We start from the raw sequence: 14,123 nt of genomic DNA, 5'->3' as shown, positions 1-14,123 counted from the left end.
CCCGATGGCCAACGAGCAACAGCTGCGTGACTACCTCAAGCGGGTCAGCGCGGACCTGCACCGCACCCGCCGGCGCGTCACCGAACTGGAGTCCCGGAGCGTCGAACCCATCGCGATCGTCGGCATGGCCTGCCGCTATCCCGGCGGGGTGACCTCGCCCGAGGACCTGTGGCGGCTGGTGGCCGAGGAGACCGACGCCGTCGGCCCCTTCCCCACCGACCGGGGCTGGGACCTGGACGCCCTCCAGCACCCCGACCCCGACCACCCGGGCACCTGCTACGCCACCGCGGGCGGGTTCGTCGACGACATCGCCTCCTTCGACGCGGCGTTCTTCGGTATCTCCCCGCGCGAGGCCCAGGCCATGGACCCCCAGCAGCGGCTGCTCCTGGAGACCTCCTGGGAGGCGCTGGAACAAGCGGGCCTCGACGTCCAGGCGCTGCGCGGCACCCGTACCGGGGTGTTCGCCGGACTCAATCAGCAGGACTACGGCACCCTGCTGGCCGCCTCCCGGGACGGGCTGGACGGCTACGGCGCGACCGGCACCTCCAACAGCGTGCTGTCCGGCCGGGTCTCCTACGTCCTGGGCCTGGAGGGACCCGCGGTCACCGTCGACACCGCCTGCTCCTCCTCCCTGGTGGCCCTGCACCTCGCCGCCCAGGCGCTCCGCGGCGGCGAGTGCGACCTCGCCCTGGCCGGCGGCGCGACCACCCTGTCCACCTCCGCGGTCCATGTCGCCCTGTCCGCGCAGCGGGCGCTGTCGCCCGACGGCCGCTCCAAGGCGTTCTCCGCGGACGCCGACGGCGCCGGCTGGAGCGAGGGCGTCGGCGTCCTCGCCGTCGAGCGGCTCTCCGACGCCCGCCGTCACGGCCACCGGGTGCTGGCGGTGCTGCGCGGCTCGGCCGTCAACCAGGACGGCGCCTCCAACGGGCTGACCGCGCCCAACGGCCCCTCCCAGCAGCGGGTCATCCGCCAGGCGCTGGCCAACGCGGGCGTGTCGCCCGGCGAGGTGGACCTCGTCGAGGCGCATGGCACCGGTACCAGTCTCGGCGACCCCATCGAGGCCGACGCGCTGCTGGCCACCTACGGCAGGGCCAGGACCGCCGACCGGCCGCTGTGGCTGGGTTCGCTGAAGTCGAACATCGGGCACAGCGGTGCCGCGGCCGGTGTCGGCGGGGTGATCAAGGCGGTGCAGGCGCTGCGGCACCGGGTGCTGCCCCGGACCCTGCACGCCGAGGAGCCCACCCCGAACGTCGACTGGTCGGCGGGCGCCGTCGAGCTCCTGAACGAGGCCCGCGACTGGCCCGCCTCCGACACACCCCGGCTGGCCGCCGTCTCCTCCTTCGGCATCAGCGGCACCAACGCCCACGTCATCCTCGAAGAGGCCCCCGAACAGGAGGCGGAGCACGAAGAGGCGCCCGGGACAGCCGTCCCGCCGCTGCTGCCCTGGGTGCTCTCCGCCCGCGGCGAGCAGGCGCTGCGCGGCCAGGCCCGGGCCCTGCGCGAGCGGCTGCTGGCCCGGCCCGAGGTGAGCGACGCCGATGTGGCGCTCTCCCTCGCCACCACCCGCACCGGTCTTGAGCACCGGGCCGCGGTGCTCGCCGCCGACCGGGACGGCTTCCTCGACGCCCTGGACGCGCTCGCCGCCGACCGCCCGGCCGAGGGCGTGCTGCGCGGCAGCCCCGCCGAGGGCAAGGTCGTCTTCGTCTTCCCCGGTCAGGGCTCGCAGTGGACCGGTATGGCCCGTGAACTCCTCGACACCTCACCGGTGTTCGCGGCCAAGGCCACCGAATGCGCGGCGGCGATCGAGGAGTTCGTGGACTGGAACCTCCTCGACGTGCTGCGCGACAAGCCCGGCGCCGCCTCCATGGACCGCATCGAGGTCATCCAGCCCGTGCTGTTCACCGTCATGGTGTCGCTGGCCGAACTGTGGCGCTCCTACGGCGTGCGGCCGGACGCCGTCGTCGGCAGCTCACAGGGCGAGATCGCCGCCGCCCATGTCGCCGGCGGCCTCAGCCTGGCGGACGCGGCCCGGGTGATCTGCCTGCGCAGCCAGTTGCTGGCGGACACCCTCGTCGGCAAGGGCGCCGTGGCCTCCGTCGCCCTGCCCGCCGACGAGGTGCGCGAGCGGCTGACCCGCTGGACGGACCGGCTGTCCGTGGCCGGTGTCAACGGCCCCCGCATCGTGGCCGTCGCCGGGGACTCCGAGGCGCTGGAGGAGTTCGTCGCCGAGTGCGTCCGCGACGAGGTGCGCGCCAGGATCGTCGCCGCCACCGTGCCGACGCACTGCCCCCTCGTCGACCCGCTGCGCGACCGAATGCTCGCCCTCCTCGCCCCGGTACGCCCGCGCACCGGGACCGTGCCGCTGTACTCGACGGTGACCGGCGGCCTCCTCGACACCGCCGTCATGGACGCCGGGTACTGGTACGACAACACCCGTGCGCCCGTCCTGTTCGAACCGGTCGTGCGCGCCCTGCTCGACGACGGCCACAGCGCGTTCGTCGAGTCCAGCGCCCATCCGGTGCTCGCCATGGGCGTCGAGCAGACCGTCGACGCGGCCGGCGCGCCCGCCGTCGTCGTGGAGTCCCTGCGTCGTGAGGAGGGCGGCCTCGGCCGGATGCTGACCTCGCTGGCCAAGGCGCACCTCGGCGGTGTACGCGTCGACTGGCCCGCGGCGTTCGCGGGCACCGGCGCCCGTACCGTGGAACTGCCCACCTACGCCTTCCAGCGCACCCGGTACTGGGCCGAGGCCGCCGACCGCACCGGCGACGTCGGCTCGGTCGGACTGTCCTCGGTCGACCACCCGCTGCTCGGCGCCCTGGTCCGGATGGCCGACGGCGACGGCGCGGTCCTCACCGGCCGGCTGTCCCTGACCGCGCAGCGCTGGCTGGCCGGGCACGGCGTCGCCGACCGGATCATCTTCCCGGGCACCGGGTTCGTGGAGCTGGCCGTGCTCGCCGGGGACCAGGTCGGCTGCGGGCGGATCGAGGAACTCACCCTGCACACCCCGCTCGTCGTGCCCGCCACCGGCGCGGTCGTCGTCCAGGCGCATGTGGAGGCGCCCGACGAGAGTGGCGCCCGCCCGGTCGGCGTGTACTCCCGGCCCGACGACGCCACCGCCGACACGGTCTGGACCCGGCACGCCTCCGGCCTCCTGACCGCGGACGCCGTGGACGCCGCCGGCCCGGACGCCGCGGCCGAGGGGCCGGCCGGCAGCTGGCCGCCCGAGGGCGCCGAGGCCGTGGACATCACCGGCCTCTACGACCGGATGGCCGCCGCCGGCTACCAGTACGGGCCCGAGTTCCGCGGCCTGAGCCGGGTGTGGCACCTCGACGGCGAGATCTACGCCGAGGTGGCCCTCCCCGCCGACCAGCACTCCACGGCGGAGCGCTTCGGTCTGCACCCCGCCCTCTTCGACGCCGCCCTGCACTCCATGTTCACCTGGGAGGGCGACGACGGCGGCGGAGTCGGCATGCCGTTCTCCTGGGCCGGGGTGCGGCTGCACGCCACCGGCTGCGCCCGGCTGCGGGTACGGCTCGCCCGGCGCGGCGACAACGAGTTCACGCTCACCCTCGCCGACGAGGCCGGCGACCCGGTCGTCTCGGTCGACTCCCTCGTGGTCCGCCGGATGACCGAGTCCGCGCTGAACACCGTCCGCACCGACACCCTGCACCTCCTCGACTGGAAGACCGTGCGGTCGCAGGAGACGCCGGCCGGGACCCGCCGGGTCCTGCTGGGCGCCGACCCGCTCGGTCTCACCACCGCCCTGCCGGGCGCCGAGCGGGTCGCGGATGTCGCGGAACTCGCCGCGCTCGTGGCCGCGGACACCGGCGCGGTCACCGCGCTGCTGTCGGTCGCCGGTGACCCGGGCCCGGGGGACGACTCCGTCGAACGGCTCGGCGACCCGGTCGTCGACACCGTCGCCCTGATCCAGGCCTGGATCACCGACGAACGGCTCGACGACACCCGGCTCGTCGTGGTCACCCGCGGCGCGGTGGCCACCGCGGCCGGCGAGGACGTCACCGACCTCGCCGCGGCCGGCGTCTGGGGCCTGCTGCGCTCCGCCCAGAACGAGCACCCCGGACGCTTCGCCCTCCTCGACCTCGACACCACCGAGGCGTCCGCCGCCGCGCTCGGCCAGGCGCTGGACTCCCCGCAGGAGCAACTCGCCCTGCGCGCGGGCGCCGTGCGCGGCCCGAGCCTGACCCGCTGGGACCCGGCCGGCACCATCCTGGCACCGGCGGGGGAGAGCGCCTGGCTGCTGGAGAACACCCGGCCAGGCACCATCGAGGGCCTGACGGCCGTCCCCCGCCCGGAGCTGCTCGGCCCGCTCGAACCCCGGCAGGTACGGATCGCCGTCCGTGCCGCCGGCGTCAACTTCAAGGACGTCGTCGTCGCCCTCGACCTGGTGCCCGGACTGACCGGGCTCGGCGGCGAGACCGCGGGCGTCGTCACCGGCGTCGGCGCGGACGTCACCCACCACCGCGTCGGCGACCGGGTGTTCGGCCTGTCCACCGAGGTCTTCGGCCCGGTGACCGTCGCCGACGAACGCACCGTCCACCGCATCCCCGACGGCTGGACGTTCGAGGAGGCCGCCTCCGTCTCCGTCGCCTATCTGACCGCGTACTACGGACTCGTCGACCTCGGCGGGCTGCGCCCCGGGCAGAACGTCCTCGTGCACGCCGGGGCCGGCGGCGTCGGCAGCGCCGCCGTCCAGCTCGCCCGCCACCTCGGCGCCGACGTCTACGCCACGGCCAGCCCCGGCAAGTGGGACGCCCTGCGCGCCCACGGCCTGGACGGCGCGCACATCGCCAACTCGCGCACCCTCGACTTCGAGCAGTGGTTCCTGCAGTCCACCGACGGCCACGGCATGGACATCGTCCTCGACTGCCTGGCCGGCGAGTTCGTCGACGCGGGCCTCAGGCTGCTGCCGCGCGGCGGACGCTTCCTGGAGATGGGCAAGACCGACAAGCGCGACCCCGCCGCCGTCGCCGCCGCCCACCCGGGCGTCGCCTACCAGGCGTACGACCTGCCCGAGGCCGGGCTCGACCGCATCCACGAGATGCTGCTCACCCTCACCGAGCTGTTCGAGAGCGGCGTCCTGCGGCCCCCGCACCTCAACACCTGGGACATCCGCGACGCCCGCGCCGCCTTCCGGGCGCTGAGTCAGGCCGCGCTCGTCGGCAAAGCGGTCCTCACCCTCCCCGGCGACCCGTTCCCCGCGCACGGCACGGTCCTGATCACCGGCGGCACCGGCATGCTCGGCGCGCTCCTCGCCCGCCACCTGGTCACCGGACACGGTGTGCGCAGCCTGCTGCTCACCAGCCGGCGCGGCGCCGACGCGCCCGGCGCCGCCGCACTCGCCGCGGAGCTCACCGAGGCCGGCGCCCATGTCACCCTCGCCGCCTGCGACATCGCCGACCGCGGCCAGCTCGCCGCCCTGCTCGCGGACATCCCCGCCGAACGCCCCCTCACCGCCGTCCTGCACACCGCGGCGGCCCTCGACGACGGGCTCATCGAGTCCCTGACCCCCGAACGGGTCCTGGACGTGCTGCGCCCCAAGGCGGCCGGTGCGGTCAACCTGCACGAGCTCACCCGCGACCTCGACCTCGGCGCCTTCGTGCTGTTCTCGTCCATGGCGGGCACCCTGGGCGCCCCCGGCCAGGCCAACTACGCGGCGGCCAACGCGATGCTCGACGCCCTCGCCGCCCACCGGCGCGCCCAGGGACTGCCCGGACTCTCCCTCGCCTGGGGCTTCTGGGCCCAGCGCAGCGAGATGTCCGGCCACCTCGACGAGCGCGACATGCAGCGCATGAGCCGCGGCGGCATCGTGCCCATGACCAGCGACGAGGGCCTCGCCGCCTTCGACCTGGCCTGCCGCACCGACCGCGCCCAGTTCGTCCCCGCCAAGCTCAACCCCGCCGCCCTCGCCGGCACGACCGGCCGCGTCCCGCCCATCATGCGGGCACTGGTGCCCACGGCGGCGGCCCGCAGGACCGGGCGCCGCGCCGCGGACACCGACGGCGGTTCGCTGCGCGAGCGGCTGATCCCGCTCACCGGCACCGAACGGATGCGGATCCTGAACCAGCTGGTCCGCTCGCACGCCGCCACCGTCCTCGGCCACGCCGACCCGGACGCCGTCGGCTCGACATCGCCGTTCCGCGAACTCGGCTTCGACTCGCTGACCGCCGTCGAGTTCCGTAACCGGCTCACCGGCGCGGTCGGCTTCCGGCTGCCCGTCACCGTCGTCTTCGACCACCCGACCCCCGGCGAGCTCGCCGACTTCCTCGCCGCCGAACTCCTCGACGGCCTGGACGAGCCCACGACCGCCCCCGCCGCGGCCCGTACCGCCCCCGCCGCCGTCGCCCGCACCGACGACGAGCCCCTCGTCGTCGTCGGCATGGCCTGCCGCTACCCGGGCGGCGTCAGCTCCCCGGACGACCTGTGGGACCTCTGCCTGGAGGAGCGCGACGCCATCTCCGGCTTCCCCGTCGACCGCGGCTGGACCGACACCGCGCCCGCCGACGGCTCCGTGCCGCAGCAGGGCGGATTCCTCGACCGCGTCGCGGACTTCGACCCCGGCTTCTTCGGCATCTCCCCCCGCGAGGCCCTCACCATGGACCCCCAGCAGCGGCTGCTGCTGGAAACCTCCTGGGAGGCACTCGAACGCGCCGGCATCGCCCCGGCCACCCTGCGCGGCAGCCGCACCGGCGTCTTCGTCGGCGCCGCCGCCTCCGGCTACACCGGCCTGTTCCGGCGCGGCTCGCAGGCCCTCGCCGGCTACGGCGTGACCGGCGCCTCCACCAGCGTGGTGTCCGGCCGCGTCGCCTATGTGCTCGGCCTGGAAGGGCCGGCCGTCACGGTCGACACGGCCTGCTCGTCCTCGCTGGTCGCCCTGCACACCGCCGCCCAGTCGCTGCGCGACGGCACCTGCGATCTCGCCCTGGCCGGCGGGGTCGCCGTGATGACCAGCCCGTTCCTCTTCGACGACTTCGCCAAGCAGGGAGGGCTCTCGCCCGACGGCCGCTGCAAGGCCTTCGCGGCCGGCGCCGACGGCACCGGCTGGGCCGAGGGCACCGGCATGATCCTCCTCGAACGGCTCTCCGACGCCCGCCGCCACGGCCACCAGGTGCTGGCGGTGCTGCGCGGCTCGGCCGTCAACCAGGACGGCGCGTCCAACGGCCTCACCGCGCCCAACGGCCCCTCGCAGCAGCGGGTCATCCGCCAGGCACTCGACCGGGCCGGGCTGACCCCCGAGGACGTCGACGCCGTCGAGGCGCACGGCACCGGCACCACCCTCGGCGACCCCATCGAGGCCCAGGCCATCCTGGCCGCCTACGGACGCGACCGGGACCCGGACCGGCCGCTGCTGCTCGGCTCCCTCAAGTCCAACATCGGGCACAGCCAGGCCGCCGCCGGCATCGGTGGAGTCATCAAGACCGTGCAGGCCCTGCGGCACGGTGTGCTGCCCCGCACCCTGCACATCGACGAGCCGACCCCGCACGTCGACTGGACCTCGGGCGGCGTCGAGCTGCTCACCGAGACCCGCCCGTGGCCGCGGACCGACCGCCCCCGCCGGGCGGGCGTGTCCTCGTTCGGCGTCAGCGGCACCAACGCCCACATCATCCTCGAACAGGCCGTCGAGCCCGAGCCCGCGGCCACCGACCCGACGCCCCTGCCCGTCACCCCGTGGCTGCTGTCCGGGCACGACGAAAGCGCCCTGCGCGCCCAGGCCGAAACCCTCCTGACCTGGCTGCGGGACCGGCCGCAGGGCACGGTCGCCGACGTCGGCCACGCGCTGGCCACCAGGCGCGCCGCCCTCGAACACCGGGCCGCGCTGTCCGTCACCGACCGGGACCAGGCACTGTCCACGCTCGCCGAGTTCGCCGCCGGACACACCCCCGAAGGGCTGCTGCGAGGCACCGCGGGCGAAGGCGGTCTCGCCCTGCTGTTCGCCGGGCAGGGCTCCCAGCGGCCCGGCATGGGACGCGAACTGTACGAGGCGTTCCCCGCGTTCGCCCGCGCCTTCGACGAGACCTGCGCCCACCTCGACCCGCTGCTCGGACGGCCGCTGCGCGACACCGTGTTCACCGCCGGGCCGGCCGAACTCGACCGCACCGCGGTCACCCAGCCCGCCCTGTTCGCCCTCGAAACGGCCCTGTTCCGGCTGCTCGCCTCCTGGGGCGTAACCCCCGACTACGTCCTCGGCCACTCCGTCGGCGAGATCGCCGCCGCCCACGCGGCAGGCGCCCTGGACCTCGCCGACGCCGCCCGGCTCGTCGTCGCCCGCGGCCGGCTGATGCAGGCCCTGCCGGCCGGCGGCGCGATGCTCGCCGTCCAGACCGGGGAGACGGAGGCGCGCGCCGCGCTCACCGAGGTGCTCGGCGACCACGCCGACGCCGTGGACCTCGCGGCCGTCAACGGCCCCCGTTCGGTGGTGTTCTCCGGCACGGCCGAGGCCGTGGAGTCGCTCGCCGCGCACTTCACCGAGCAGGGCCGCCGCACCCGGCGGCTCGACGTCAGCCACGCCTTCCACTCGCCGCTCATGGAACCGATGCTCGCGGAGTTCGGCGAACTGGTCGCCGCACTGGACTTCGCCGCGCCCCGCGTCCCGGTCGTCTCCAACCTCACCGGAGCCGTCCTCGGCGCCGACGAGATCGCCGACCCGGCGTACTGGGTGCGGCACGCCCGGCACACGGTCCGCTTCGCCGACGGCGTCGCCGCCCTCGCCGACGCGGGCGTCACCGGCTTCCTGGAACTGGGCCCCGACGCCACCCTCACCACCATGGCCGAGGACTGCTTCGACACCGCCCCCGCCGGCGTGTTCACCTCGCTCCTGCGCCGCGACGCGTCCGAACCCGCCACCCTGCTGACCGCCCTGGCCCGCGCCCATGTGCACGGCGTCACCGTCGACTGGGACGCCGTCCTCGACGGCACCGGCGCCCGCTGGACCGACCTGCCCACCTACTCCTTCCAGCGGGCCCCCTACTGGCCCGCCGAGTCCACCGCCGAGCGCGGCGACCTCTCCGCCGCCGGCCTCGACGACACCGGGCACCCCCTGCTCGGCGCGATGGTCAGCGCCGCCTCCGGCGGCGACGTCCTGTTCACCGGCGAACTCTCCCTGGCCGCCCAGCCCTGGCTGGCCGACCACCGCATCCTGGACGCCGTCCTGTTCCCCGGCACCGGCTTCCTCGAACTCGCCCTCTGGGCGGGCGGCCGGCTGGACGCCGCCACCCTGGAGGAACTCGTCGTCCACCGCCCGCTGCTCCTGCCCGAGCACGGCGGCGTCACCGTCCAGGTCGTCGTCGGCGAGGCCACGGACGACGACCGCAGGCCGGTCGCCGTCTACTCCCGCCCCGCGGGCGCCGCCGACTGGACCCGGCACGCGGAGGGCCACCTCGCGGCCACCCCCGTCCCCCACCCCGAAGCCCCGCCCGCGCTCTGGCCGCCGCAGGGCGCCGAACCCGTACCGCTCGACGCGCTCTACGCCGACCTGGCCGCCGCGGGCACCGCCTACGGCCCGGTGTTCCAAGGCCTCACCGCCGCATGGCGGCACGGCGACGAGGTCTACGCCGACGTCACACTGCCCGAGCGGGCGGCCGACGACGCCCGGTCCTTCGGCGTCCACCCCGCCCTGCTGGACGCCGCCCTGCACACGCTCGCCTTCCTGCCCGCCGCCGACCGCGGCAACGGCCCGTTCCTGCCGTTCGCCTGGCGCGATGTCGCCGTACCCGCCCCCGGCGCCACCGCCTGCCGGATCCGGCTCGCCACGGGCCCCGGCACGGACGAGGTGACCGCCACCCTCTGGGACGGCGACGGACGCCCCCTCGTGACCGTCGGCGGACTCAGCCTGCGCACCGTCTCCCGCGCCCAGCTCGGCTCGTCCGTGGCCGCGTCCTCCCTGTTCCGCCTGGACTGGACGGCCGCCGCCCGGCCGGCGACCGCGGGCGCCCCGGCCATCCGCTGGGCCCTGCTCGGCCCCGACGCCCTCCAGGACCCCGAGGTCGACCACTACCCGGACCTCGCCGCCCTGCGCCGGCACCTCGCCGACGGCGGCGCCGCCCCCGACCAGGTCCTCCTGGCCTGCGCCCCGACCACCGCGGCCATCGACCCGACGGCCGCACGCACCGCCGTGCACACGGCCCTGGACACCCTGCGCACCTGGGTCGAGGACGAACACTTCGTCAAGAGCCGACTCGTGCTGTGCACCCGGGGCGCGGTCGAGGCCCTCCCAGGCGAAGGCATCGGCGACCTGGCGCACAGCGCCATCTGGGGCCTGGCCCGCAGCGCGCAGCTCGAACACCCCGACCGCCTGGTCCTGGTGGACCTCGACGCCGACACCACAACGGAGGACCTCACCCGGTCCCAGATCCTGGCCCGCACCGAGACCACGGAAGCGGCCCAGTTCGCGATCCGCGGCGACCTGACCCTCGTACCGGCCGTCGCCCGCCACACCGAACAGGAGACCGCGCCGGCCGGCACGGCCCCGGCCGGCCCCTGGCCGACCGAGGGCACCACCCTGATCACCGGCGCCGGCGGCATGATCGGCGGACTGCTCGCCCGCCACCTCGTCCACCAGCACGGCGTACGCGACCTCCTGCTCCTCGGCCGCCGAGGAGAGGAGACCCCCGGCATGGCCGAACTCCGCGGCGAACTCGCCGAGTCGGGAGCCGACGTCCACATAGCCGCCTGCGACGCGGCCGACCGGGACGCCCTGGCCGCCGTACTCGACCGGATCCCGGCCACCGCGCCCCTGACGGCCGTCGTGCACGCCGCGGGCGTCGTCGACGACGGCATGCTCGGCACGCTCACCGACGACCAGGTCGACCGGGTGCTCCGCCCCAAGATCGACGCCGTGGCGAACCTGCACGACCTCACCGCACCGCTCGGCCTGCGCGCCTTCGTCGTCTGCTCCTCCCTCGCCGGCGCTCTCGGCGGCGGCGGCCAGTCCGCCTACGCCGCCGCCAACGCCTACCTCGACGCCCTGTGCCTGCGCCGACGGGCCGAGGGCCGGCCCGCCCTCTCGCTCGCCTGGGGCCCCTGGGAGAGCAGCACCGGCATGACCGCCCAACTCGCCGCCGCCGACCTGCGCCGCATCGCCCGCGCGGGCATGCTGCCCCTCACCCCCGACGACGGACTCGCCCTCTTCGACGCGGCCCACGCGAGCGGCGAACCCGTGCTGCTGCCCTTCCGCTTCGAACCCGGCGGCCTCTCCACCACCGACCGGGCGGCCCTGCCCGCCGCCCTGCGCACCCTGGCGCCCCCGCCCCGACGCCGCACCGGCGACCCCGGGGGCCTCACCGGGCTCCGCGACCGGCTGCGCCCGCTGTCCCCGGACGACCGGGTCGGCGCCCTGGAGAACCTCGTACGCACCGAGGTCGCCTCGGTCCTCGCCCTGCCGTCGGCGGACGCGGTACCGGTCACCAGGGCGTTCAAGAGCCTCGGCTTCGACTCCCTGATGGCCGTCGACCTCCGCAACCGGCTCAGCGCCCTCACCGGCGTACGGCTCTCCGCGACCCTCGTCTTCGACCACCCCAACACCCGGGCGCTGGCCGCCCGTCTGCTCACCGGAATGGAACTGGACGCCGCCACCGCCACCGACCCCGCCCTCGACGCCCTGCGCGAACTGGAGAGCGCGCTCCGCACGTCAGCCCCGGCCGCCGAGGACCGCGGGCCGCTGACCACCCGTCTACGGGTACTCCTGGCGGCCCTGGAGGAGACCGTGGAAGCCACCGACACCGAGAACGAGGACGGCCCCGTGAACCTCGACTCGGTGAGCGCCGAGGAACTCGTCACCCTGCTCGGAGACGAGTTCGGCCTGTCGTGAAACGCGGCCCCTACCCGGGCCGACAGGCCCAGAACTTAGGGGTGCTCGCGGTCCTGATCTGGGGCCGGGATCCAGCTCCCGGCCCCATAGCCTGAAAAACAGGCCTGTCCTTGCGCATTGACGAATCACGTGAGTGGGAGTTGAGCATGAGCAGTTCCATGTCGGAGGTCGTCGACGCGCTGCGGGCCTCGCTGCTGGAGAACGAGCGGCTGCGCACCCAGAACCAGCGGCTCAGCGCGGCCTCCTCGGAGCCCCTGGCCATCGTGGGCATCGGCTGCCGCTACCCCGGCGGCGTCCGCGACACCGACGGTCTGTGGCAGCTCATCACCGAAGGCCGCGACGCCATGTCGGGCTTCCCCGTCGACCGCGGCTGGGAGAACTGGGACGTCCCCGCCGCCAAGACCGGCGCCTTCCTCCACGACGCGGGCGACTTCGACCCCGCCTTCTTCCGGATCTCGCCGCGCGAGGCGATGGCCATGGACCCCCAGCAGCGGCTGCTCCTGGAGACCTCCTGGGAAGCCCTGGAACGCGCCGGCATCGCCCCGAGCACGCTCAAGGGCAGCCGCACCGGCGTCTTCGTCGGCGGCGCACCGCAGGAGTACGGCGCGCTGGTGATGAACTCGGCCGAGGGCGCGGGAGGTTACGCACTCACCGGCGCCCCCGGCAGCGTCCTGTCCGGCCGTATCTCCTACGTGCTCGGCCTGGAGGGCCCCGCCGTCACGGTGGACACGGCGTGCTCCTCCTCCCTCGTCGCCCTGCACCTCGCGATCAAGTCACTGCGCACCGGCGAATGCGACCTGGCCCTGGCCGGCGGCGTGCTCGTCCTCATCACCCCCTCGATCTTCGCCGAGTTCTCGGCGACCGGCGGATCGGCCGGCGACGGCCGCTGCAAGGCGTTCTCCTCGGACGCGGACGGCACCGGCTGGGGCGAGGGCGCCGGCGTCCTCGCCCTCCAGCGCCTGTCCGACGCCCGCCGCGACGGCAACCCCGTCCTCGCCGTGATCCGCGGCTCCGCGGTGAACCAGGACGGTGCGTCGAACGGTCTGAGTGCGCCGAACGGCCCCTCGCAGCAGCGGGTGATCCGGCAGGCGGTCGCCAACGCCGGCCTGACCCTCGCCGACGTCGACCTGGTCGAGGCGCACGGCACCGGCACCACCCTCGGCGACCCCATCGAGGCCGAAGCGCTGCTCGCCACTTACGGCCAGGAACGGCACGACGGCCGACCCCTCTGGCTCGGCACCCTGAAGTCGAACATCGGCCACACCCAGGCCGCGGCCGGCATCTCCGGAGTGATCAAGGCCGTACTCGCCCTCCAGCACGGAGTGTTGCCCAAGACGCTGCACGTGGACGAGCCGACGCCCGAGGTCGACTGGTCGGCGGGCGCGGTGGAACTCCTGACGGAGGCACGGGACTGGCCGGAGACGGGACGCCCCCGGCGTGCGGGTGTGTCCTCGTTCGGGATCAGCGGCACCAACGCCCACGTCATCCTCGAACAGGCCCCGGAACCTGAGCCCATGGAGGAGCAGGGGGCCGAGGGGCGTCCCGCGCTGGAGGGCGGCCCGGTCCCGTGGGTGGTCTCGGCCCGCGGCGAGGCAGCACTGCGGGAACAGGCGGCACGACTGACCGCCCACCTGTCGCGCACGGCCGAACTGAGCCCGGCTGATGTGGCGTTCTCGTTGACGGGGACGCGGTCGGCGTTCGAACAGCGGGCGGTCGTCCTCGGGGGCGACCGGGAGGGGTTGTTGGCGGGGTTGCGGTCGGTGGCCGAGGGGGCGCCGGGGGCGGGTGTGGTGAGCGGGCGGGCGTCCGCTGACGGCGGTGTGGTCTTCGTGTTCCCCGGTCAGGGATCGCAGTGGGTGGGGATGGGGCGTGAGCTGTGGGACGCCTCGCCGGTGTTCGCGGCGCGGATGGAGGAGTGCGCGCAGGCGCTGAGCCCGTACGTGGACTGGTCGTTGCGGGATGTGGTGTTCCGGGACGGGGATGATCCGTTGTGGTCCCGGGTGGATGTGGTGCAGCCGGTGTTGTGGGCGGTGATGGTGTCGCTGGCGGCGGTGTGGCGGTCCTTCGGCGTGGAGCCAGCGGCGGTGGTGGGTCACTCGCAGGGTGAGGTGGCTGCCGCGTGTGTGGCGGGCGGGCTGTCGTTGGAGGACGGTGCGCGGGTGGTGGCGGTGCGTTCGCGTCTGGTGCTGGAGAAGTTGTCCGGCAAGGGCGGGATGGTGTCGGTGTCCCTGCCGGTCGCCGATGCGGAGGAGCGGCTGACGCGCTTCGAGGGCCGGATCGGGATCGCGGCGGTCAACGG

At 75.0% G+C, this 14,123-nt stretch carries 2 protein-coding genes; both read left to right on the top strand.

The features are described 5' to 3' along the window. The first annotated feature begins 4 nt into the window (after positions 1-4). Positions 5-11,824, top strand: a complete 11,820-nt coding sequence (locus AB0M67_RS27225; protein WP_365749589.1) for an SDR family NAD(P)-dependent oxidoreductase — start codon at positions 5-7, stop codon at positions 11,822-11,824. Positions 11,825-11,964: 140 nt separating this feature from the next. Next, positions 11,965-14,123 (top strand): type I polyketide synthase (locus tag AB0M67_RS27220; RefSeq protein ID WP_365749587.1); only part of this gene is annotated, 2,159 nt, incomplete at its 3' end.

This window comes from Streptomyces sp. NPDC051662, assembly GCF_040681655.1.
In the GTDB taxonomy this organism is placed as follows: domain Bacteria; phylum Actinomycetota; class Actinomycetes; order Streptomycetales; family Streptomycetaceae; genus Streptomyces.
This window is presented reverse-complemented; position numbering and strand designations above follow the sequence as displayed.